At 41.2% G+C, this 22,838-nt stretch carries 26 protein-coding genes; 14 read left to right on the forward strand and 12 right to left on the reverse strand.

The window, feature by feature from the left end:
• Nucleotides 1-200: 200 nt before the first annotated feature.
• Both ACQKMH_RS16705 and ACQKMH_RS16710 read right to left on the reverse strand, forming a co-directional pair.
• Nucleotides 201-1,547, reverse strand: a complete 1,347-nt coding sequence (locus ACQKMH_RS16705; protein ID WP_427588613.1) for a glucose-6-phosphate isomerase — start codon at nucleotides 1,545-1,547, stop codon at nucleotides 201-203.
• Between the two features lie 148 nt (nucleotides 1,548-1,695).
• Nucleotides 1,696-2,859, reverse strand: coding sequence for an iron-containing alcohol dehydrogenase (locus tag ACQKMH_RS16710; RefSeq protein ID WP_427588614.1), 1,164 nt, complete (start codon nucleotides 2,857-2,859; stop codon nucleotides 1,696-1,698).
• Between the two features lie 209 nt (nucleotides 2,860-3,068).
• Here ACQKMH_RS16710 and ACQKMH_RS16715 point away from each other — a divergent pair, with 209 nt between their 5' ends.
• The gene (locus ACQKMH_RS16715; RefSeq protein ID WP_230159434.1) at nucleotides 3,069-3,302 is read left to right on the forward strand and encodes a DUF378 domain-containing protein; all 234 of its coding nucleotides are present in this window, start codon (nucleotides 3,069-3,071) and stop codon (nucleotides 3,300-3,302) included.
• A gap of 202 nt (nucleotides 3,303-3,504) precedes the next feature.
• On the opposite strand, the gene yugI is transcribed toward ACQKMH_RS16715, so the two are convergent.
• On the reverse strand, nucleotides 3,505-3,909 hold the full coding sequence (gene yugI / locus ACQKMH_RS16720; RefSeq protein ID WP_061143894.1) for a S1 domain-containing post-transcriptional regulator GSP13: 405 nt from the start codon (nucleotides 3,907-3,909) through the stop codon (nucleotides 3,505-3,507).
• A gap of 529 nt (nucleotides 3,910-4,438) precedes the next feature.
• Between yugI and ACQKMH_RS16725 the strand changes: the two genes are divergently transcribed.
• The gene (locus tag ACQKMH_RS16725) at nucleotides 4,439-4,792 is read left to right on the forward strand and encodes a helix-turn-helix domain-containing protein (RefSeq protein ID WP_427588615.1); all 354 of its coding nucleotides are present in this window, start codon (nucleotides 4,439-4,441) and stop codon (nucleotides 4,790-4,792) included.
• A 157-nt stretch (nucleotides 4,793-4,949) separates the two neighbouring features.
• Here ACQKMH_RS16725 and ACQKMH_RS16730 read toward each other — a convergent pair whose 3' ends face one another.
• Together ACQKMH_RS16730 and ACQKMH_RS16735 are read right to left on the reverse strand one after the other, a co-directional pair.
• Complete coding sequence (locus tag ACQKMH_RS16730) at nucleotides 4,950-6,119, reverse strand: aminotransferase (RefSeq protein WP_427588616.1); 1,170 nt, start codon at nucleotides 6,117-6,119, stop codon at nucleotides 4,950-4,952.
• Nucleotides 6,116-6,616 (reverse strand): Lrp/AsnC family transcriptional regulator, encoded by a 501-nt coding sequence (locus ACQKMH_RS16735; RefSeq protein ID WP_427588617.1) that lies wholly within the window; start codon nucleotides 6,614-6,616, stop codon nucleotides 6,116-6,118. Before ACQKMH_RS16735 ends, ACQKMH_RS16730 begins: the two co-directional genes overlap by 4 nt.
• A 284-nt stretch (nucleotides 6,617-6,900) precedes the next feature.
• Between ACQKMH_RS16735 and ACQKMH_RS16740 the strand changes: the two genes are divergently transcribed.
• On the forward strand, nucleotides 6,901-7,737 hold the full coding sequence (locus tag ACQKMH_RS16740; protein WP_427588618.1) for an alpha/beta fold hydrolase: 837 nt from the start codon (nucleotides 6,901-6,903) through the stop codon (nucleotides 7,735-7,737).
• 88 nt (nucleotides 7,738-7,825) lie between these two features.
• Here ACQKMH_RS16740 and ACQKMH_RS16745 read toward each other — a convergent pair whose 3' ends face one another.
• Complete coding sequence (locus ACQKMH_RS16745; protein ID WP_427588619.1) at nucleotides 7,826-8,086, reverse strand: DUF1871 family protein; 261 nt, start codon at nucleotides 8,084-8,086, stop codon at nucleotides 7,826-7,828.
• Between the two features lie 92 nt (nucleotides 8,087-8,178).
• Here ACQKMH_RS16745 and ACQKMH_RS16750 point away from each other — a divergent pair, with 92 nt between their 5' ends.
• Nucleotides 8,179-9,363: a MalY/PatB family protein gene (locus ACQKMH_RS16750; RefSeq protein ID WP_427588620.1), complete on the forward strand. Its 1,185-nt coding sequence runs from the start codon at nucleotides 8,179-8,181 to the stop codon at nucleotides 9,361-9,363.
• A 286-nt stretch (nucleotides 9,364-9,649) separates the two neighbouring features.
• Nucleotides 9,650-10,507 carry a manganese catalase family protein gene (locus tag ACQKMH_RS16755; RefSeq protein WP_427588621.1) on the forward strand — a complete coding sequence of 286 codons (858 nt, stop codon included), beginning with the start codon at nucleotides 9,650-9,652 and terminating at the stop codon, nucleotides 10,505-10,507.
• Between the two features lie 39 nt (nucleotides 10,508-10,546).
• Here ACQKMH_RS16755 and ACQKMH_RS16760 read toward each other — a convergent pair whose 3' ends face one another.
• The 4 genes from ACQKMH_RS16760 to ACQKMH_RS16775 all read right to left on the reverse strand — a co-directional run bounded on the left by ACQKMH_RS16760 (nucleotide 10,547) and on the right by ACQKMH_RS16775 (nucleotide 12,807).
• Nucleotides 10,547-11,161, reverse strand: coding sequence for a PH domain-containing protein (locus ACQKMH_RS16760; protein ID WP_427588622.1), 615 nt, complete (start codon nucleotides 11,159-11,161; stop codon nucleotides 10,547-10,549).
• Between the two features lie 40 nt (nucleotides 11,162-11,201).
• Complete coding sequence (locus ACQKMH_RS16765) at nucleotides 11,202-11,678, reverse strand: GNAT family N-acetyltransferase (protein WP_427588992.1); 477 nt, start codon at nucleotides 11,676-11,678, stop codon at nucleotides 11,202-11,204.
• Between the two features lie 182 nt (nucleotides 11,679-11,860).
• Nucleotides 11,861-12,085 (reverse strand): hypothetical protein, encoded by a 225-nt coding sequence (locus ACQKMH_RS16770; protein ID WP_427588623.1) that lies wholly within the window; start codon nucleotides 12,083-12,085, stop codon nucleotides 11,861-11,863.
• A gap of 131 nt (nucleotides 12,086-12,216) precedes the next feature.
• Nucleotides 12,217-12,807 (reverse strand): peptidylprolyl isomerase, encoded by a 591-nt coding sequence (locus ACQKMH_RS16775; RefSeq protein WP_427588624.1) that lies wholly within the window; start codon nucleotides 12,805-12,807, stop codon nucleotides 12,217-12,219.
• Between the two features lie 178 nt (nucleotides 12,808-12,985).
• Here ACQKMH_RS16775 and ACQKMH_RS16780 point away from each other — a divergent pair, with 178 nt between their 5' ends.
• Nucleotides 12,986-13,372 carry a kinase-associated lipoprotein B gene (locus tag ACQKMH_RS16780; protein ID WP_427588625.1) on the forward strand — a complete coding sequence of 129 codons (387 nt, stop codon included), beginning with the start codon at nucleotides 12,986-12,988 and terminating at the stop codon, nucleotides 13,370-13,372.
• Nucleotides 13,373-13,412: 40 nt separating this feature from the next.
• On the opposite strand, the gene kapD is transcribed toward ACQKMH_RS16780, so the two are convergent.
• Complete coding sequence (kapD, locus tag ACQKMH_RS16785) at nucleotides 13,413-14,036, reverse strand: 3'-5' exonuclease KapD (RefSeq protein ID WP_427588626.1); 624 nt, start codon at nucleotides 14,034-14,036, stop codon at nucleotides 13,413-13,415.
• A gap of 270 nt (nucleotides 14,037-14,306) precedes the next feature.
• Here kapD and ACQKMH_RS16790 point away from each other — a divergent pair, with 270 nt between their 5' ends.
• A complete protein-coding gene (locus ACQKMH_RS16790) occupies nucleotides 14,307-16,169 on the forward strand; it encodes a transglycosylase domain-containing protein (protein WP_427588627.1) in 1,863 nt (620 codons plus the stop codon).
• A gap of 30 nt (nucleotides 16,170-16,199) precedes the next feature.
• On the opposite strand, the gene ACQKMH_RS16795 is transcribed toward ACQKMH_RS16790, so the two are convergent.
• Nucleotides 16,200-16,757 carry a DUF5366 family protein gene (locus tag ACQKMH_RS16795; RefSeq protein WP_427588628.1) on the reverse strand — a complete coding sequence of 186 codons (558 nt, stop codon included), beginning with the start codon at nucleotides 16,755-16,757 and terminating at the stop codon, nucleotides 16,200-16,202.
• 336 nt (nucleotides 16,758-17,093) lie between these two features.
• On the opposite strand from ACQKMH_RS16795, the gene ACQKMH_RS16800 reads away from it, so the two are divergent.
• From ACQKMH_RS16800 to mnhG, 7 genes are read left to right on the forward strand one after another with little or no spacing between them, the layout of a single operon-like run.
• Nucleotides 17,094-19,499 carry a Na+/H+ antiporter subunit A gene (locus ACQKMH_RS16800; RefSeq protein ID WP_427588629.1) on the forward strand — a complete coding sequence of 802 codons (2,406 nt, stop codon included), beginning with the start codon at nucleotides 17,094-17,096 and terminating at the stop codon, nucleotides 19,497-19,499.
• Nucleotides 19,496-19,918: a Na(+)/H(+) antiporter subunit B gene (locus ACQKMH_RS16805; protein ID WP_427588630.1), complete on the forward strand. Its 423-nt coding sequence runs from the start codon at nucleotides 19,496-19,498 to the stop codon at nucleotides 19,916-19,918. The genes ACQKMH_RS16800 and ACQKMH_RS16805 overlap by 4 nt, the downstream gene beginning before the upstream one ends.
• Complete coding sequence (locus ACQKMH_RS16810; RefSeq protein WP_427588631.1) at nucleotides 19,918-20,259, forward strand: Na(+)/H(+) antiporter subunit C; 342 nt, start codon at nucleotides 19,918-19,920, stop codon at nucleotides 20,257-20,259. Before ACQKMH_RS16805 ends, ACQKMH_RS16810 begins: the two co-directional genes overlap by 1 nt.
• On the forward strand, nucleotides 20,252-21,733 hold the full coding sequence (locus tag ACQKMH_RS16815) for a Na+/H+ antiporter subunit D (protein ID WP_427588632.1): 1,482 nt from the start codon (nucleotides 20,252-20,254) through the stop codon (nucleotides 21,731-21,733). Before ACQKMH_RS16810 ends, ACQKMH_RS16815 begins: the two co-directional genes overlap by 8 nt.
• A gap of 6 nt (nucleotides 21,734-21,739) precedes the next feature.
• The gene (locus ACQKMH_RS16820) at nucleotides 21,740-22,216 is read left to right on the forward strand and encodes a Na+/H+ antiporter subunit E (protein ID WP_427588633.1); all 477 of its coding nucleotides are present in this window, start codon (nucleotides 21,740-21,742) and stop codon (nucleotides 22,214-22,216) included.
• Nucleotides 22,216-22,500, forward strand: coding sequence for a Na(+)/H(+) antiporter subunit F1 (locus tag ACQKMH_RS16825; RefSeq protein WP_427588634.1), 285 nt, complete (start codon nucleotides 22,216-22,218; stop codon nucleotides 22,498-22,500). The genes ACQKMH_RS16820 and ACQKMH_RS16825 overlap by 1 nt, the downstream gene beginning before the upstream one ends.
• Nucleotides 22,484-22,822 carry a monovalent cation/H(+) antiporter subunit G gene (gene mnhG / locus ACQKMH_RS16830; protein WP_427588635.1) on the forward strand — a complete coding sequence of 113 codons (339 nt, stop codon included), beginning with the start codon at nucleotides 22,484-22,486 and terminating at the stop codon, nucleotides 22,820-22,822. Before ACQKMH_RS16825 ends, mnhG begins: the two co-directional genes overlap by 17 nt.
• The last annotated feature ends 16 nt before the right edge of the window (nucleotides 22,823-22,838 follow it).

The following is a 22,838-nucleotide window of genomic DNA, read 5'->3' on the forward strand; positions in this document are numbered from 1 at the left end:
AATAGTTTTTGAATATTAGACTGGAGCCGCGCTCTCAGTCTTCCCTAACTCCTTGATGCTACTGCCGAACCATTTTTGAGCAGAATTTGCGGAACCTGGGTAACCCAAACTTATCGTTGATGATATTGACCGTGTTTGTGCAGTTCAAAAAAAAAGGTACCAAGCTGGATGTATACTACATCTGCTTGGTACCTTTTTTATTATAAGCGCTGTTCAAGCTCCGCTTTTTTCTCTTCATAACCCGGCTTGCCTAAAAGCGCAAACATGTTCACTTTATAAGCTTCCACTCCAGGCTGATCAAACGGATTGACACCTAATAGGTAACCGCTCATTGCACAAGCTTTTTCGAAGAAATACACAAGATAGCCAAAAGTATATGCATCAAGCTGTGGAACCGTTACGATCAGGTTTGGAACGCCACCGTCCGTATGGGCTAAAAGCGTACCCTCGAATGCTTTATTATTGACGAATTGCACGGTTTCCCCTGAAAGATAATTCAGACCATCCAAGTCATTATCCGCTTCTTCAATTAATAATTCATGACGCGCCTTTTCCACTTTGATGACTGTTTCAAAAAGGTCACGCCTACCTTCCTGAACATACTGCCCTAATGAATGCAGATCAGTTGAAAAGTTAGCTGACGAAGGGAAAATCCCTTTTTGATCCTTCCCTTCACTTTCTCCGAATAATTGTTTCCACCACTCAGAGAAGTATTGAAGTCCAGGCTCATAGTTTATCAGCATTTCAATGGTTTTCCCTTTATTGTATAGGACATTACGAACCGCAGCATATTGGTAGGCCTGATTATCAGCTAGCTCGGAAGAACTGAAGTCCACCCTCGCACGCTCGGCTCCCTCCATGATTTGATCAATATCAGCCCCGCTGACCGCAATTGGAAGCAATCCTACGGCTGTTAAAACCGAATAACGTCCGCCAACATCATCAGGGATTACGAAAGTTTGGAAGCCTTCCTCCGTTGCCACCGTTTTTAATGCGCCCTTTTCTTTATCAGTGGTCGCATAAATACGGCTTTTAGCTTCTTCAACGCCATATTTTTGTTCCAGCAGTTTCCGGAAAATCCTGAAAGCTAGTGCAGGTTCAGTGGTTGTACCCGATTTAGAGATGACATTAATTGAGAAATCCCTATTTTCCAATAGGTCCATTACGTCTTGCATATATGTAGAACTTATATTGTTACCTACAAAAAGAATCTGCGGTGTATTCCTTTTGTCCGATGGCAAAATGTTATAAAAACTATGTTGAAGCATCTCAACTGCCGCACGTGCTCCCAAGTATGATCCACCGATTCCGATAACCAATAATACATCAGAATCTTCTTTTATTTTCGCTGCCGCTTTTTTGATTCTCGAGAACTCTTCTTTATCATAATTGGCGGGTAAATCAATCCAACCAAGATATTCATTGCCTGCCCCTGTCTGTTCATGCAGAGAGTGGTGTGCCACTTTTACAGCATCCTGTAAATAAGTTATTTCATGCTCCCCGAAAAACGGCAGGGCTTTTGAATAATCGAAACGTATATGGGCCATTCCAATTCCTCCTCGATTTTTATGTTTCCCTTTCACTTTATCTGATGTAATTCTCATAATCAAGAAAACGATAAAGTAAAAAACGGAATATGCCTTTCAAAGTACTCTCCCACCTGCAAAGGCGGGAGAGATGCAACATTTCACTGAATTATAATGAAGCCCTTAAAATGGCTAGGACATCTTCACGGTTCAGGATCTTGAATCGTCCAAATTCCCCTCTGCTCATCGCTTTATCAGCCATGACATCCAACTGTGAGTCATCGATGCCATAATCCGAGAGATTGGTCGGAGCCCCTAAGCTGCTCCAAAATGCCCGAAGTCGTTCAATGCCCTCTAATGCAGCTTCCTCATCCGTTTTACCTTCAGGATCGACATGGAACACGCGGACTGCTACTTGTTTAAAACGTGCGACATTTTCATGGAGCACATGTTTCATCCAATTCGGGAATAAGATCGCCAATCCGCCGGCATGAGGGATATCATAAACCGCTGAAACGGCGTGCTCAATGTTATGAGTTGCCCAATCACCACTGTAACCAACCCCAAGTGAACCATTCAAGGCTAGATTTCCCGCATATAAGATAGTGGCACGATGCTCATAATCCTCAAGGTCATCCAATAATTTAGGAGCCGTTTCAATAACGGTCAATAAGAGCGATTCACAAAAACGGTCCTGAAGAGGTGCATGCGTTTCCGGATGGAAGTACGTTTCGAACACATGTGACATCATATCAACCATTCCGTATACCGTTTGATTTTTTGGAACCGAAAAAGTATTTTCAGGATCCAAAATCGAGAATTGAGGAAATACCAATGGACTTCCCCATCCATATTTCTCCTTCGTTTCCCAGTTTGTTATGACTGAGCCTGAATTTGCCTCAGAGCCTGTTGCAGCTAAAGTCAGTACCGTTCCAAATGGAAGGGCTTCTTCGACTGGTGCCTTTTTAATGACAAGATCCCATGGGTCCCCCTCATATTTAGCACCTGCAACAATGGCCTTTGTAGCGTCTATAACGCTTCCGCCGCCAACAGCAAGTACAAAATCGATACGATGTTCTTTACATATATTCACACCTTTTCGGACCGTTGAGATGCGTGGATTCGGTTCAACTCCGGAAAGTTCGTATACCTCTGCATCAATCTCTTTCAAGGCATTTATCACTTTTTCATATAAGCCATTTTTCTTTATGCTTCCTCCACCGTAAACAAGCAAAACTTTATTACCGTATGAGGGTATTTCCGATTTTAAACTTTCAAGCTGATTTTTCCCGAAAATTACTTTAGTAGGATTTTTATAAGTGAAATTCTCCAAGGGATATCTCTCCTTTTTATGTCACACAGACCATTTCGAGACTATATTGCGTCCACTTGATCCATGAAAGTTTTTACTTTTCTTCATTATGACCAATGTTCCAGGTAAATACAAAATATCCGTCCGGACCTTTTGTCAGGATGTATATTTACTCGATGAAAAAGCATGATAAGTAAAGAACTAACTTATTTTTTAAAGGAGGATGTACAATGAGTGGAATACAAAGAACTGCACTTGTACTTACAATAATCGGGGCAATAAATTGGGGATTAATTGGATTTTTTCAATTTGACTTAGTCGCCTCTATTTTCGGTGGACAAGATGCTACATTGGCACGGATCATTTATGGATTGGTTGGAATTGCCGGTCTTGTTAATCTTGGACTTCTGTTCAAACCCAGTCCTGAAATTTCCAGAGAGCCTGAAACCAGACCGACTCGTTAAAATTCTTAAGTTCATGGGACATTGTTTATGACCTATATAATAAAGCCGGACCATGGATTACATGACCCGGCTTTATTTCATTCCTATGCCCCGCCTGGCCAATACGCGACAAGTAGGGGTAACTCTGTTTCATCAATCCAAGACAGCCATGAACTAAAATGGACAAAAAAAACCGACAAATCAAATTTGCCGGTTTACAAAATTATTTTTTGATTAAGTCTTCGCGTTGAGATTGTTCAATCCACTCTTGAAGTTTGTCTTTCAATGTGTTGAAACCTTCAGTAGATTCGATGTGAGATGTTGCTTTAACAGATGCTTGGCGTTTTTTCGGAGCTTTTTTCGGAGCTTCAGTACGCTCAGGAGCTTCTTCTGTAGCACGGATCGATAAGCCGATTTTTCCAGCAGCTGAATCGATGGAAAGAACTTTAACTTTTACTTCATCGCCCACTTTTAAATGTTCGTTGATATCTTTAACGAATCCGTGAGTAATTTCAGAAATATGAACTAAACCTTGAGTTGAATCATCTAAAGCAACAAAAGCACCGTATGGTTGAATACCAGTTACTTTACCAGTAACTACCGCACCAATTTCGAATTTTTCAGACATGGTAACACTCCTATTTTATATATATTTTTTCGTCTTTTCACGCAATAAAAAATTATATCACATAATTGGAAAATAATCAAAGTTAAGTATACCATACTTTTTGAGATTTTACTCATTAAAAATGTTTGTTTTTTGGAAATAATAATTAATATAAGATCGTTATATTATAACTTAACCTAAAAATTTGCAAATAACCTTCATTTTCATTAGGATATCCACTCATTTTTCTAAAGATTGAAATTAGAGAAATTCGACACCATTTCTCATGATCATAAAGAGGTTTTAAAGAGAGTAATGTACAAGCTAAATATTCTTATTCACTTCTTACTAGTCATGACTAAATTGACCTTTTGGTTCGCTGCAATTACTTAAGTCATTTGATCTTAGTTTACACCTTAAAGACGTTTCGGTATTTCTCGATGCGGCATGATTTTCACAAAACTTCCATATTCACCCACTCTTCTTATGTTATAATATGGTAAAATAATTACATGAAAAATATATTTCCTGAAAAAAGGAGTGCATGACAATGTCAAATATCGCAAAGATTATCCGGCAATACCGAGAAGATCATAATCTCACTCAACAGGAACTTGCTTTAAAATTACGAATCGGCACAAAGAAGATTGAAAAGTATGAATCAGGTGAATCGGTCACTGATACACAAACCATTTTGCGGCTTTCAACCGCCCTTGATATTCCAGCTTCAGAATTCTTGAAGGATTCTCCAATCGGCAATGCTCCTGGCGTGGACGAGGACATAAAAAAGCTAATTGAAGAAATCGGAACCAAAAAGGCGGAACTCATTTTAAGAACAGCTAAAGATTTTAGCGAAGAAAAAATTCTGAATGTTATGCATGCTTTATATAAAACACAAGCCTAATTCAAAAAATGATGCCAGTATGTGTATTATTTTTCAGAGTCCTGGATATACTATGATTAACACTTTCTATGTTAATCCATTAGATTAACTCTTTTTCTAATTCCCCCTATGGAAAGGGATCCGGCTGCTAATAACGGCTGGATCCCAATTTTTTTGACTATTTACAATGCTTCTTCATAAAACGTTCCATTCTTTTAAGTGCTTCTTGGAGCTGCTCCATGGAGGATGCATAGGAACAGCGGATATGACCTTCACCGCTTTCTCCGAACACATCTCCCGGAACAACGGCCACAAGTTCTTCCGTCAAAAGTTTTTCAGCAAATTCCAACGAAGTCATCCCCGTTTTCTCGATCGAAGGAAAAGCATAAAAGGCTCCGCCAGGATTATGGCATTCCAGACCCATTTCATTAAATGATTTCACGATATAATTTCTTCTTCTTCGGTAACTTCTTCGCATTTCTTCAACATCTTGCATCCCGTGCTTTAATGCTTCCAATGCAGCATGTTGGGCAACGGTAGGCGCACACATCATCGCATATTGATGAAGCTTGAGCATCGCTTCGGAAATTTCCTTAGGTGCACAAACGAACCCCAGTCGCCATCCTGTCATCGCAAAACCTTTCGAAAATCCATTGATGACAATTGTTCTCTCATGCATACCCTCAATGGCTGCAAAAGAGGTGAATGTCTCATCATAAGCAAGTTCCGCATAGATTTCATCGGAAATGACAAGTAAATCATGCTTTTTAATAATGTCCGCAAGCATCACTAATTCTTCCTGCCCAAGCTGGGTGCCAGTCGGGTTATTTGGCGAACAGATTAAAACAGCCTTCGTTTTGGGCGTAATAGCTGCTTCGAGTTGCCCTGGAGTCAACTTAAAGTCATCATCCTTGGAAGTTTGGACAGTGACCGGGATTCCCCCTGCCATGGTCACAAGCGGTGCATAGGCCACAAAGCAAGGTTCGACGACAATGACTTCTTCACCTGGATTCAAGATGGTCCTCAGGGCTATATCAAGCGCCTGGCTTGCGCCGACCGTGACGATGATCTGGTCCTCTGGTCTATAAGAAACATGGAACTGCTTCTCCATATAACCGCTGATTTCCGACCTTAGTTCAAATAATCCAGCATTGGCTGTATAAGAGGTATACCCTTCCTCCAAGGAGTTGATCGCCGCTTCCCTCACTGCCCAAGATGTAACGAAATCGGGTTCACCCACTCCAAGTGAGACGACCCCTTCCAAATTCGCTGCCATATCGAAAAAACGGCGTATACCTGATGGTTTAAGCTCTGCAATCGTTCTTGATACATAACTCGTTTTAATCATGGTGACACCACAATCCGCTTATCTTCTTCAGTTTGATCGAAAATCGTGCCATCATGCTTGTATTTTTTCATGATGAAATGAGTCGTCGTGGAAATGACGGAATCAAGTGTCGAAAGTTTTTCTGAAACAAAGTTTGCTACTTCGTTCATCGAACGTCCCTCGACAATGACTGAAAGATCATAGGCACCAGACATTAAATAAACGGATTGAACTTCTTTGAATTTGTAAATCCTTTTTGCGACCTCATCGAAACCGACCCCGCGTTTTGGAGTGACTTTTACATCAATCATCGCTGTGACACCATGGTATTCATCCACTTTTGCCCAGTTAATGACCGTTAAATAACGGACAATAACACGCATATCTTCTAATTTCTTCAATGTTATTTCAATGTCCTCTTCTGATAAATCGGTCATTTTAGCCAAATCCTTCAGTTCGATCCGGCTGTTATTTTCAATGATTCTCAAGACTTCCAATTCCTCTTCATTCAAGTGCATTGGAAAACCCCCCTTTTGGAATTCACTAATTTAGATGTGACGTTATGGCGCTGGCAGATGTCTCACGAATTACCTTATTAGACTTTTTTAGAATCCTATATGACAATATAAATTAATAAGACTTATTCTGTCAGGATAAACTTACACTATTATATCAAAATTGGTCGGTGACCTGTTATAGTAATTGTCTTTTTTTCTAATGATTCATACAATTACTGTTATGCAACAGTATTAAAGGACCTTTTTTGGAATATTCAGGAGATTACCAGCGGAGGAGAAGGTATATGGAAAGTCAGAAAATTAAAGGCGTCGAACGGGTTGATAATATCGAAATCTATTTTGAATATGAACAAATGGATGATTCTTTCCCCACTCTTGTGCTACTTCATGGTTTTTTGTCATCCAGCTTCAGCTTCCGTAAATTAGTGCCCTATTTAACCAAGGAATTCAATGTAATCTCACTAGATCTCCCTCCATTCGGGCAGAGCGGAAAAGATTATCGATATACATATTCATTCCGTAACATGGCCAAATCCGTTGTTCAGTTTCTAAAGGGGAAGGATATCCGGACATTCAGTATAATCGGCCATTCCATGGGCGGGCAGATTTCCCTGCAACTTATCAAATCCCATCCCAATCTGGTCGAACATGCCATTCTCCTTGCCGGTTCAGGCTATCAGCCTAGCTATTCGGAAAAAATGAAGATGGTCAGCTACCTGCCATTCTTTTCATTCGGGATAAAACGTTATTTACAAAAGTCAGGTATCGAAAAAAATTTGAAAAATGTCGTCCATGACCCGGCCATGATAGACGATGAGATGCGGCAGGGCTATCTAGGGCCATTCATAAAGAAACACGATATATTCCGGGCCTTAGGGAGGATGCTTCGAGATAAGGAAATCGATTTGTTGAAGGAAGAGCTCGCTGACATCCATACACCTTGCCTGCTGATTTGGGGAAGGCACGATAGAGTGGTGCCGGTGAAGATTGGCCAAAGACTGCATGAGGACCTGCCTAATTCCGAACTTGTTGTCCTTGAGGATTCGGGGCACCTTCTACCCGAGGAGAAACCGGAAGAAGTGTATCAATTAATTAAGGGATTTCTTGGAGTGGCCAAGTAAAACTGCAAAACTTACGAGTAAAGAGCATAAAAAACCAATGTAAAAAAGGTGCCCCTAATTTCCTGGTACACCCTTTTCACCTTTAATATTAGATTGAACAGCTGGCATCATTTTTTATGATGAGCAGCTTCTGTGCAACTTCCAGGCACTTTTCCATTTGAACGGATTCATCGAACGCGAACTCGTAAATGGATTTTATTTTTCTCGCCAGTTCCTTTGGGTTATCGATATCCCGGATCGCTACGACCGTATCTGCAATTTCCGGCTCATATAGATCCCATCCTATTTTGAACGGGTCCCATTCTTGCAAAACGGCAACCAACGCTAAATTCATTTGCTGTGTATCCATATCATCATCACCTGCTCAATATTTTCAAAGAACATGATTTCATAGTATCATAACAACAGGCTTTTCGCGAAGACGATAAATTTTCATTCGGGGTGTATATTTTGAACAAGTCAATTTTTGAAGAACATATTAACAGGGAAAATTCAGGGTCTGAAAAATGGAATAAAAACTCGCTCAAATCATTGTATGGGCGCGAAGATGTTCTCCCAATGTGGGTAGCGGATATGGATTTTGCATCTCCTGAAGGCATTCAAAAGGCGTTAATGGAACGCTTGAGCCATCCCATTTTCGGCTATACCGTCCCATCCGAAACGGTTTTCACCGAAATTCAAAGCTGGCTTAGAAACCGGCACTCCTGGCAAATCGATAAAAAGTGGATCTCATTTAGCTCCGGCATTGTTTCCGCAATTGGTACAACGATTCAGGCATTCACGAAACCGGGCGATAAAATATTGATACAATCTCCCGTCTATAGACCATTTTTTGATATGATTAAAAATAATGAACGCGAATTGGTCAATAGTCCCCTTACCATACAAAAGGATCGCTTTGAGATTGACTTCGAGGATTTTGAGGACAAGCTGAAAAGCGGAGTGAAGCTATTCCTTTTTTGCAGTCCGCATAACCCTGGCGGACGCGTTTGGACAAAGGACGAACTATTGCGAATCGGAGAGCTGTGTGAAAAAAATGATGTAGTCATCGTCAGTGATGAGATACATGCTGACTTATTCCATACAACATCGAGGCATTATCCGATCGCCTCACTTTCAGAAAAATTAGCGGACATAACCGTTACGTTAATGGCCCCAAGTAAAACATTCAATATTGCCGGCCTTCAGGCTTCATTCCTAATCGCCAGTAATGAAAAATTGCAGGAGCAATTGCAAAAGGTCCAAACGAAACTGGCCTTCAATGGTCTTAATATCTTTGCCTTAACAGCGATGGAATCCGCGTATCGAGAGGGCAAGCATTGGCTCGAAGACATGATTGACTACATCGAGGAGAATATAAAAGTGGCAGAGGAATTCATAGCTGCTGAAATTCCTTCACTGCATGTCATGCATCCGGAAGCTTCTTTCCTGTTATGGATTGACTGCCGTGATCTTGGATTGACTGACAAGGAAATACAGGAACGACTGATCCATCAAGGAAAGCTCGCGTTAGAGCCTGGTTCAAAATACGGACCTGGCGGAGAAGGATTCGTGCGAATGAATCTCGGTTGTTCACGCAGCATACTGATGGAAGGGCTAAACCGTTTGAAATTGGCTTTTCCATAAAAAAGCAAAGAACCAGGCAAAATTGTGCCTGGTTCTTTACTTTATCTTCCTCTTTATCATCGTGCTCATGACGAGGCAAAGAATATTTTCTTCCAAAAGTTCTTCCTTTAATTCTTGATACTGGTTCAGATAAATCGTTATCCCATTCCCCTCCCGATATGCTCCGAAAGCGCAACATCCTTTCAAAATTGTTCTTCCCTCCATAAAGGTACTTTTCACCTTAGGAATAAATTAATTCGGATAACAAAAGCTAACCATGAACATTGAATTCCAAGGAGGCCTTTCATTGTATTTCTATAAAGAAGACTTAATCAATATGATCGTTCCTGATAAGCCTGATCCAAATGCGGCCAAAGTTCTTCAGGAAGCGCTCGGAGGACAATTCGGTGAAATGCGGACGATGATGCAGTATTCCTTCCAAAGCGCCAACTTCCGCGGGAAGGCAAAACAATTTCGTGACTTAATTCGTGGTGTTTTTTTGGAGGAACTAAGCCATGTTGAACTTGTCCAATCAACTATCAACCAGTTGCTGAATGATGCCGGCGGGAATATGCCCGGAAATTCCGGTATCGATGGCGCCCCATTGGATGATGTCATCAAAGCTGGCGCAAACCCCCATCATTTCATTATCGGTGCTAAAGCATCCCTTCCCGTCGATGCTGGCGGCAACCCTTGGAATGGATCATGGGTTTACGATCATGGAAATCTTGTAGCGAACCTTTTGAATAATGTCGTTCTTGAATCTACTGGCGTTTTGCAAAAGTCCCGGATTTATGAAATGAGTTCCAATAAAACAATGCGTGAAACGCTAGCATTTTTAATGGTTCGCGACAATGCCCATCAAAATGCATTTGCCAAGGCATTAGAAACGCTTGGAGTCGACTGGGGAAAAATCTTCCCGGTACCTAATTATGATTTGAACAAATATCCTGAATGCCGCAAATATGTGGATTTAGGCTACCATAATGCCCAATTCAATTTCAGGTTGGATCAAACTCAAATGGGCGAAATCTTCCAAGGGGAGACACCGAGCCGAAATGGCGGAAAGCTTGCTGTCACCGATCCTCCAAAAGGATTCCCTGTTCCTGAAATGCCGGATATGCCAAATGAACATAGCCCTGGATTGAGTGATTTGAACAATTAAAAAAGAAGGCGGACACATCACTCTGTGTTCGCCTTCTTTTTAATTATTGATATACTTTTCAAAAACATAGCCGAAATCTTTCACATGGTATTTCTTCCGGCTGTCCATCAACCATTCAAAAGCAGCTGAATTAATTTCCTTGAAACTCGCGGCCATTTGGCTTCCTTCAGTCCGAACTTGGTTCAAAGTGGAAGAAGCTAGGTTTACACTTTGCTGGGCAAATTGAAGGGCATACTCATTCTCGTGACAAATTTCCGATATTTTCACGAGTGATTTGAACAAGTCCTTTAATTCTTCAATGAATTTTTTATGGACATCGATGGAGAAAGTCTTTGCACCGATCGAAAAGTTAATTTCCGCATCCAGATCCACGGTGCCAGCCGTTTCAAGAGTCACGTTGGAAATATTATACTGGCTATAGCTATATCTCGTAAGTGTCCGCTTTTTGCTTATGGCGCTTGTTCCGTCCAAATGTATGAACGCCTGATTCGTGAAACAGTACTCATCGGTTTTTGATTTAATCAGGAAATAAATTTTTTCCTCATCTTCATGCATGATATAGTCATCTGCATCCACCTTATCATAATCCGCAGGTCTAATCACACTTCCAATATCACTAAGACCCAGGGCATCTGCCGCAATCTTCTTAAACATTCCCATTCCCCCTATCAAAATTCAGGTGAAGTACACCCTATTATAAGTATTTCTCTAGTATTATCTCATCTCGGATCGGAATTCCATCAAAACTGTAAAATGGAATCTCGGGCTTGACCTTCCTTGATTCTTCCACGGCGTTTTTAACGATTTCCGAAATGACATAACCACGCTTTTGAAAAAATTTCATTGCCTGTAAATTATCGTTCGTTGTAATCGCTTTAATAGTATGGCAATTTTTTTCCTTAGCGATATTTTCCATCACATAAAGCAATGATGAGCCCACCCCTTGATTCTCATGCTCACTATTCAAAGAGATGATCTGACATACATGGTCGGATATTTTGTATGTTCCCAGCCCCGTGATTTTTTCATTCTCGTCCATCACCCCAAAACCTTCAAGTTCCGCATAATGAAACAAGCCTCTTGAAAAAACGACTTGGGTCGTTTCCCAGTGCTGAATGAAAAACTCCTTAACCGTATCTGCCGCAATCATTCTTTTCGCTACGATTTGCATAACCAATTACGCCCCCAAAGTTTCTATCTCTATGCTTATAGTATAAAATGCTTATGCTGATAAGGGAACATTTTATTCTTCGTTCAGGTACTTTACGGACCTTCTAACAAAACATAATACCATTCATAATCAGATAATCAATATCAAAAAACGGGTCTCGTGATGCACAGCATCTTCCGGGATCAAGAAAGAGAATCTTCCTTTATACGCTGGTTCCTTTTAGTGACTTCATCTTCTAATTGCTTTGTTTTCAATTCTTCTTTCTTTGAATATCTTATAATTGCCCTCATCGTAAAAACGGCTGCAACTAAAAAGATGAAACAAGTTATTCCAGCCGAGATATATTCAGTCTTGTCTTCTGGAAAGTAAAGAAACAAACCTAGTAAAGTATGATTGAAAAAGTCCATCGGATCATCCTTCCTGATAGAGAATAAACTGCTTTATCCCATTATATCAATTACCAGAACAATCCACTAGAGGGGCCATTCCACTAAAACCTTAAAAAGCGAGAGGCACTAAGCCTCTCGCTTTTTAAGGTTTATAAAATGGTAATCCCTTTAATCACTACATCAACAGCTGGTTTGTCTCCCGCAACTGTCTCTACGTTAGCAATCGTATCAACAACATCCATGCCTTCTACGACTTGTCCAAACACAGAGTGCTTATGGTCAAGCCATGGTGTGCCGCCTTGTTCCATATAAGCATTGATGATTTCTTCCGGATAACCGGCTTGCTTCATTTGCTCACCCATCCTGCTGTCCACGTGCTGTGCTTGCACGACGAAGAATTGGCTGCCGTTTGTTCCCGGGCCTGCATTTGCCATGGAAAGCGCTCCCCGCAAATTGAATAATTGCATGGAGAACTCGTCCTCAAATGGAGCTCCCCAGATACTTTCTCCACCCATTCCAGTCCCAGTTGGATCTCCGCCTTGAAGCATGAAATCCTTGATGACACGATGGAAGATAATCCCTTCATAGTAACCGTTTTCAGCATGAGTCAAGAAATTCTCCACTGTCTTCGGAGCCAGCTTAGGGAATAGTTTAATCTTAATATCGCCCAGCGTCGTTTTCATGATGACCGCTTTTTCATTTTCTAATACTTCGCTTGTTAATTGTGGAAAGTTTGTCATTGTAGATACCCTCTTTCTTTATTAAATAAAATGGATGACAGCTCCATTTTTCATCTTCATTTTTACACTTTACACGATTTTTATAAAAAAAGCATCTTTGCGAAATTGAGCAAATACGCTGTGAAAAATCGTTGTTCTTATGTATCATGAAGGAAGTTATAAGAAAGGTGGTAGGGAAATGTCTGAACAGGATTTTAAAATCGGCGATAAGGTTACCGCCATATATAAAACAGGAAAATACATCGGGGAAGTCACCGATATCAGACCTTCAACATATCTTGTTAAAGTATTGGCTGTTTTGAAACATCCCATGCAAGGAGATCTTCATAACCCGAAGCAAACGGAAGTGTCCATGTTCCATCAACGGCGCGCTCTTGCATTCCGGGAGCAGACCAATGTACCTAAGAATATGGTCAGGGTCTTTGAAGAGGAAATTCCTGAGTATAAGGATTCCTTAAGAGAAGCGGTTGAGAATATGAAACGATCCTTAAGCGAAGTACACACAGAGTGGAATGATAAAAGCTTACAGCTGCTTGAAGATCTAGCGGCGGATTATTTCAAATAAAGAATGATAAAAGCCAAATCGGTAGTATAAGATTTGGCTTTTATAACGCTAAATGATTCAATACCTTTGATAAATCAATGCGATCGCCAATTGTTGTCGGTTCATGACTTTGCATATAACTCTTATCTTTCTCTACTAGCTTGAAGATATTATATGTCGTAATTGCATCATCCAGCGCCCTGTGATGCTTGCCTGTCCCTTCTTTGCCATAGGCCTGTACAGCCTTCCAAAGTCCGGTTTGATTTTGATCTCCAAAAAAACGTTTGTACTCCAGGCAAAGATCTGTTTGTTTTCCTGTAAAAGGGAATTCCACCCCTGATTTCTGACAGTTCTGACGGAGTACCTTCATGTCCATATTTCCCCAAGTCACAATTGTCGATGGGTGTTGCTCATCTATTTTTTTCAATAATGAAACCAGCTCTTCAAATGAAATCCCCCGGTCCACCTGGTCTTGGGTAATATTCAAGAATTTCTTGCATCTTCCCGTTAGGACTGGAAATTTCAATGGGTTAACAAAAGAAGAGAACTGTTCCTGAATTGTCTCATTTATGACCGAGACCAAACCTACTTCAATGATTTCAGGATAAAACCCTACTGGATTCGCTTTTCCTTCCGGCATCGTAAATTCAAAATCAATGAATACATATTGCTGTTGTTCCTCCATTTTTATGACCCCCTTCTTATTCTTGACATCAACATATAAACAAATATTGGTTTTTACTTTCTCATGACCATATTATAACAGAAGATTTAGAAAGTTTTTCACCGGATCGTACAACGCCTTGATACGGCACCTTCATTCCTAAATTCACCAAAACTCTTTATTGTCTTCCTTAATTGGATTATGATGGATTAATGAACCAAAAGTACCATTGTTAATTCCTGTACTTTTCCCAAGAACATACTAAAAATATATTAGTTAGGAAGTTGAACTATGCGCACGTATCTTGGTTATATCTCGATTTTCCTCTTAGTTCCTATATTGACCCTTTTCATTTTTCTTTCCTGTCAAGAGTGGTCCTTAGCCCAATCTCCCTATCATGTACTAGACAAGCGAATTCCGATTGATTCAATCGAGCTGGCTCAGACAAGTTACATAACGGCAGCAAATGGAAAAGTGATCAGTGAAATTTCCAATGGTGAAAAACGGACTTACATAAAACTTGAAGACATCCCTCTATTCCTGGAAAACCTGTTCCTTGTTTCAGAGGATCAAAAATTTTATGATCATGCAGGCTTTGACATATCCGGCCTAAGCAGGGCACTTCTTATCAATTCACAAAATAAAACAATCGAACAAGGCGGCAGCACCATTACCCAGCAACTTGCCAGGAATGTATTTCTTACCCATGATAGGACGTATAACCGAAAACTTAGTGAACTCATTTATGCCTATCAATTAGAGCGAAAGAAATCAAAACCGGAAATCATGGAACTATATTTGAATGCCATATATTTCAGTAATGGAGCTTACGGAATTGAAGCCGCTTCCCAGTTTTATTTCAGTAAACCGACCGGGGAGTTAACCAAGGCGGAACTTGCCTTCCTGGCAGCAATCCCTAATAATCCTGAACACTATAATCCTCTTAAACATTTCGATGAAACGAAAAAGCGACAAGAGAGATTACTGAAACAAATGGTAGCTGAAGGTGATTTAGAACAGATCGAGTATGAAAAGCTTATCAAAAGTACGATTAAATTAGACTTGTCCACCTCGGTAGACTTATATCCTGATTATGTGACATATGTTCATCAGGAATTAAAAAACCTGGTAGCATCCTCTGAAGGTCTCACAAGATCTTTGCAAAGTTCTGATGAAGCTACACGTAAGAAGGCGGAAGCCGAGCTGGATAAACGGGTCGAAAAGCTTTTAAATTCCGGTGTAACCATCCATACCGCACTCGATACTAAGCTGCAAACGCAGTCCAAGACTGCTGTACAATCAAAAATCGGTGTCAATGATATCGAAGGAGCTATAGTGGTTATACAGCATCATACGCACGAGCTTGTCTCTTTGATTGGGGGAAAAGATTATAAAAAAAATTCTTTCAATCGGGCATACCAAAGCTTTAGGCAACCAGGGTCAGCCATAAAGCCACTTCTTGATTACGCTCCCTATATTGAAGAAACGGATGCTGACATCAATCAGCTCGTTAGCGGAGCAAGCTATTGCAGTAATAGTTATTGTCCAAAGAATTATAGCGGTGATAGCTACGGGCTGGTCACATTAAGGAGTGCCTTCGCACAGTCCTATAACACACCCGCCATAAGGCTTTTTGAAAAGACTGGCATGGAAAAGAGCTTTAAATATCTGGATGCATTCGATTTTAAAAAGGTGACCAAAAATGACCACCATATCAGTTCGGCTATAGGCGGTTTCGAGTATGGCATGAGTCCCCTTGAACTGACGAATGCCTATACTTCCTTCAATGATGGAAACTATCAGCCAGCGCGCGCGATCATTAACATAACCGATCAAGAAGGTAAAGTCCTTTATAGCTGGAAGGACAAATCCAAGGAGATATGGAGCAAAAGCACCGTAGACAAGATGCGGCAACTTCTCCATGAAGTAACCCTAACCGGGACGGCCCGCAAAGCCTACTTTCCCACAGACTATATCGGTGGTAAAACCGGTACGACCAATGATGTGAAAGACATGTGGTTTGTCGGCCTGACACAAAACTACACAACCGGCGTTTGGATTGGGAGAGACAAGCCCTCCAATCTGCAATCCATTTATGCACACACACCTCATGTATTGATATGGAAAGATATCAGCCAGACTGCCGAGGAATAAAAGAAGGTGCCAATGATGGCACCTTCTTTTTTATATGGGCAGACTTGCAATAACACTGTTATAAAGCTTCAATCCTGCATAAGCGACTATTGAAATCAAGGCAGTCCAAACGAAGATTGGAAAGAAAACCAATCCTACTAACCTAGACAAATTCAGGCTCGGGCTTAATTTATTGACAAAATAAATTAAAGCGACGACATTCGTTGCGATAAAGATAGATCCAAGCCCGATGACGAATTGAACACTGAACAATGAACAAGCGCCGCCAATGACATATATGATCGATCCCCTTCTCACACTGTTCAAGGCCTTGCCTTCTGAATCCTTGGAAAAGAATAATAAAGATAGCTCCAATACAGTATCGGAGATCAACTTCAATGCGGCAAAAACCATAAAGAATAATAAGAGCAATACGATAAGCAGTGCCAGCTTTATGCCAGTTTCAGAAAAAAACTCCAGCATGCCTTGATAGATTCCCAAATCCCCAAATAACTTGAGCATTTGCATTTCCCCATAAATGGCAAATGAAAGACTGAATAATAGGATTGAAATGATTGGAAAGTAACTAAGTAAATATGTGTTTTTCATGTTTTCTCCATCCATGCATCTTTTATCCTATATTATGCAAGATAATCCTTCATTTCACAATGGATAGTATACTAATTCTCCCTAAAAAAGCCTTTTAAAATAAATTTTTCAGGTCGATTTTCTCTCCTTTTCTACCTATATATAAAACTTCATTTCAGTGGACCCTCACTGTTCTTAAAGCCATGCAAACCCGCAAAAATTGCGTTATACTTTTAAGCGAGACAAGAATTGATTAAAAAAAAAATACATATTCAACGGCGATTTCCTAACGTCTAGGATTGCGTGAAAAAAAGCATAATAAGACGAATGACTTCGTTTAAAAAGGGAGGGGAGTTTATGTCTTTACTTCATTGGGCGGTTTTATCACCGTTTCTATTAGCACTTATTATACCAGTATTATACAAACTATTCCGACAAATACATACAGGATGGTTTGTAATGATTTTACCGATTGTGCTATTCACCTATTTTTCAAGGTTCATTTCCTTGACCAAACAAGGGGATGTCATTACGGAAAGGGCTGCATGGATTCCTTCTCTCGGAATTCATGTTGATTTCTATGTGGATGGACTTGGGCTTCTATTCGCCTTGCTCATTACAGGGATAGGTTCACTCGTTGTTCTGTATTCGGTTTTCTATTTATCAAAAGAGAAAGAAAAGCTGAACCAATTTTACATCTTCCTTTTACTTTTCATGGGAGCGATGCTTGGCGTCGTCCTTTCCGACAACCTAATTGTCCTTTATTCCTTTTGGGAATTTACGAGTTTATCATCTTTCTTATTGATTGGATATTGGAATGAAAGGGAGCGTTCACGATATGGAGCGCAGAAATCCCTGCTAATCACTGTGCTCGGCGGCCTAAGCCTGCTTGGAGGCATCATTCTCCTTTCCATTATGGGGAACACATTCAGCATACGTGAATTGATATTACAAAGCGGGGAACTTATGGACCACCCGCTCTTCACCCCTGCACTTTTGCTCGTACTGCTTGGTGCGTTCACTAAATCAGCACAGTTCCCATTTCACATTTGGCTGCCTGATGCGATGGAAGCTCCGACACCGGTCAGTGCTTACCTTCATTCGGCAACGATGGTCAAGGCCGGAATTTATTTGGTTGCCAGATTAAGCCCTGTTTTTGCAGAATCCGGTTTATGGTTCTGGCTCGTTTCGATTGCTGGATTGATTACACTGTTCTGGGGCTCGTTCTCTGCGATCAAGCAGACCGATTTAAAGGGTGTTCTCGCTTTTTCCACCATCAGTCAGCTAGGGTTGATCATGTCGCTATTGGGTCTTGGTGCGGCAGCTCTCCACTATGAATCATTGGGCGAAAATATATACATGGCTGCCACGGTTGCAGCTGTATTTCACTTAATAAATCATGCTACCTTCAAAGGCAGTCTTTTCATGGTTGCAGGCATCATTGATCATGAAACCGGTACCCGGGATATCCGAAAGCTTGGCGGATTGATGCAATTAATGCCAATTACTTTCACCGTCGCCTTAATCGGTGCCTTTTCAATGGCAGGCCTTCCACCCTTCAATGGTTTTTTAAGTAAGGAAATGTTCTTGGCCAGCATGGTGAATGTATTGGAACTGGATATTTTCAATATGGAAACATGGGGCGTACTGTTCCCTGTTCTAGCATGGGTTGCCAGTGTGTTTACTTTTATTTATAGCATGATTGTCGTGCTCAAACCCTTCACAGGCAAACTTCAGTTACACCTAATGGACAAGAAGCCCCATGAGGCACCGATGGGGATGTTGATTTCTCCAATCATCCTTGCTTCGTTGGTGATTGTTTTCGGCATTTTTCCAAACTTGCTATCTTCATCAATCATTAAACCTGCTGTGGCTGGAATACAGCCTAGCTTGGCAGGACCGGACTTCCAAGTTCATATCGTTTTCTGGCATGGATTCACACCCGAATTATGGATGACGATCGGTATCATCGCAGCGGGAATCACTTTATACAAAACGTTGCCGAAATGGAAAAAGATCCTGCAGTGGATGCCTGAACGTTTTTCCTTGAACGCTTTATATGATAATGGGCTAAGAGGATTCGAAGGCTTTGCATCCTCCGTCATGAAATTTTTAATGACAGGATCGATTCGGATGTATCTGCTTTCAATCTTCCTATTCTTCATTCTTTCTTTGGGCTTTACGCTCTATTGGAAGGATGCCTTTAAATTCGATACAGGAAATTTTGCCCCGATTGGTTTTTATGAGTTGGTATTGGCGGCGATCATCGCGATTGGCTCGATTGCCATTCTGTTTGCAAAATCCCGTTTAACTTCCATTATCATATTAGGAGCTGTCGGTTATACGATATCCCTATTTTTCGTCTTGTTGCGGGCACCGGATCTAGCATTGACTCAACTAGTCATCGAAACGATTTCGGTTTCGCTGTTTTTGCTCTGTTTCTTCCACCTTCCGTTAATGGCAAGCAGAAGGGAAGAGCGAATGACCTTCAGGTTGAATAACGCCCTGATATCCATTGGTGTGGGAGTCATGGTTACATTGATTGCCCTTTCCGCACACAGCAATAAACTATTTGATTCCATTTCAAATTACTATCTTGAAAATGCTTATAAGGAAGCAGGCGGGAAAAACGTCGTAAATGTCATTCTCGTTGACTTCCGCGGACTTGATACAATGTTTGAAATCAGTGTCCTTTCCATCGCTGCGCTTGGAATCTTCGCAATGATCAAATTGCGGTCGACAGGGGGGAAAGATAAAACATGAAGCAAAATGACGTAATTCTTCAAACGGTAACGAAGGTCGCCGCCTTTGTTATCTTGCTTTTTTCGGTTGCCATCTTTTTAGGGGGGCATTATTCGCCGGGCGGCGGGTTTGTCGGCGGCTTAATGACTTCAGCCGCCATTGTCCTGCTGCTCCTCGCTTTCGACATTAAAACCGTCACCGGCATCTTGCCGATTGACTATAAGTTAATGATTGGTTCAGGCTTGTTCATATCAACCCTGACCGTTGCAGGTGGGTTATTGTTCGGGGTGCCGCTCATGACCCATGTTTACCATTATATCGATTTGCCTCTTCTTGGGCATATCTCACTTCATACGGCTGTACTTTTTGATTTGGGTGTTTATCTTGTGGTTGTTGGTGTAACGATGACCATTATTCAAACGATAGGGGAGAGTGAATAATGGAACTATTAATGGCCATTGTCATTGGAATACTATTTATGTGTGCAACCTATTTAATGCTATCAAAAAGCATTTTAAGAATCATCATCGGTACGGGGCTGCTCAGTCACGGCGCCCACCTGTTGATTTTGACGATGGGCGGTTTGAAAGGCGGTTCCGTTCCATTGCTAAGTGATAAAGTTACATCTTATGTAGATCCGCTTCCGCAAGCACTTATCTTAACGGCGATCGTCATCAGCTTTGGAGTCACATCATTTCTGCTTGTGCTTGCTTATCGGACTTACCAGGAGCTTGGAACGGATGATATGGAAGAAATGAGAGGTACGGAAGCAAATGAGTAATCTAACCTTCATGCCTGTTTTATGGCCGCTTTTCACCGGCATCTTCCTCATATTCTTTGCAAAAAATATCAAGCTCCAACGAGGGATTTCTCTTTTTTCCGCTCTTATCGGAATCTTAATATCCCTTTATCTAGTTTTCGCGGTTCATACTCAGGGAATCCTGACTCTCGGGGTCGGAAGCTGGAATGCTCCATTCGGGATCGTGATCGTCGCAGACATGCTTTCCTCACTGCTGGTCCTGACCACGAATATCATTGGATTCGCCATATTGGTTTACTCGTTATACTCCATAGGTGAAGAACGCGAAAGGCATTATTATTATCCTGTATTTCAATTTTTGCTGATTGGTGTAAATGGTGCATTCCTTACGGGCGATCTTTTCAATCTATTCGTTTTCTTTGAAGTCATGCTGATGGCTTCTTATGTGTTGCTTGTACTTGGAGGGACGAAAATCCAACTGAGGGAATCATTGAAGTATATTATCGTCAATGTTCTTTCCTCTTCCTTTTTCGTCATCATGGTCGCCTACCTTTATTCAGTTCTGGGCACATTGAACATGGCGCACATCAGCCAGAGGATAGCTGAAGTCAACCAGCCTGGAATCATCTCCGTGATCGCCATTGGTTTCTTGATCGTATTCGGTTTGAAGGGAGCCATTTTCCCTCTTTTCCAATGGCTGCCTGGGTCCTATTATGCTCCACCTATCCCGGTGATGGCGCTATTCGGTGCATTGCTGACAAAGGTCGGGATATACTCCATTTTCAGGACCTATACACTCTTGTTTTATCATGACCAAGATTTCACCCATACTTTCCTGGCGGTTCTTTCGATCTTGACCATCATTATCGGTGTCATTGGTGCGATTGCCTATTGGGATGTAAAGAAAATCATCATTTACAATATCATCATCGCGGTCGGTGTTATCCTATTCGGCATCTCCGTCATGAATGAACAAGCCTTATCAGGCTCCATTCTATATATCATTCATGACATGCTGATCAAGGCTGCACTCTTTCTGCTGGTTGGCATCATGATTAAAATCAGCGGATCGGGTGATTTACGGAATATGGGTGGCTTGATTAAACAATACCCTGTCCTTGCCTGGACCTTCTTCATAGCTGCGATATCATTGGCGGGAATCCCACCATTCAGCGGCTTTGCCGGCAAGCTTCTGATCCTTCAGGGAGCTGCAGAAAAAGAGGCATACTTTGGAATGGCCGTTGTCTTACTATCAAGCTTGATGGTCTTATATTCCGTTATGAAAATCTTCACAAACGGCTTCTGGGGAACTCCTAAGGCCGGTTATACATTAGCTGAACATACGGTTAATAAGATGCTTGTTCCTGCCGTTCTCCTTGTTGTCCTCTCAGTTATATACGGGGTCGCAACAGAATCGGTTTACCCATTTATTACACAAGCTGTAGATACATTAATGAATCCTGATATTTATATCAAAGCGGTTTTAAAGGAGTAGTGCCTGATGTCATTCCAAATTTTACTGAATGTGTTCCTTGCGGTCATCTGGATGTTTTTAAAAAATGAGTTTAACGGGAGCACTTTTATCATCGGATATGTTTTGGGTTTAGGCATCATGTTCGTCTTCCGTCATTTTTTTAATGATCGTTTTTATTTGAACAGGGTGAACGCCGTCGTTCTATTACTGCTCATATTCGCTAGGGAACTCATACTCTCTAACGTTAGCGTCCTTAAAGTCGTGCTTAAGCCTAAGCTGGATATGAGGCCTGGCATATTCGCATTCGAAACCGTTCTTACGAAGGATTGGGAAATTACGATACTATCGAATTTAATTACACTGACACCTGGAACACTTGTCGTTGAAGTTTCTGAAGACAACCGGATTCTTTATATTCATGCGATGGATATCGCCGACAAAGATGAAGCCGTGGACAGCATTAAAAATACATTTGAAAAGGCGATTATGGAGGTGAGCAAATAATGTTCGATCTTATATTGAAAATCGCGTTGCTCGGAGTTTCCCTTTCCATGTTAGGATTCCTATACCGTTTAATCAAAGGGCCCTCCGTACCGGATCGAGTCATCGCACTTGATGCGATGGGAATCAATCTTATCGCAATCGTTGCACTTGCCTCCATTATCATGGATACAAGCGCCTATTTGGAAGCCATTCTTCTGCTCGGAATCCTATCTTTCATCGGAACGGTCGCTTTCGCCAAATTCCTTGAGAAAGGGGAGATTATCGAAAATGACCGCAATCGTTGAATTCCTATCTGCCCTATTCCTTTTAATGGGAGTCTTTCTCTTTTTAGTCTCGGCTTTCGGCATCATCCGGCTGCCTGACGTCTATACAAGAAATCACGCTGCTTCAAAAAGCTCGACACTTGGAATCATGTTCATCCTGATCGGCACCTTGTTATATTTTTATTATGAACATAGCCATTTCGATTTTCGGGTCGTGCTCGCGATTATCTTTATCTTCATGACCAGCCCTGTTGCCGGACATTTAATCATTCGCTCGGCTTATCATTCAGGCGTTAAAATGTGGGATCGGAGCGTCCAGGATGATTTAAAGAAAAACCGATGATCCCTGCCATCGCAAA

It is taken from the genome of Peribacillus sp. NPDC097895, assembly GCF_050277555.1.
In the GTDB taxonomy this organism is placed as follows: Bacteria; Bacillota; Bacilli; order Bacillales; family DSM-1321; genus Peribacillus.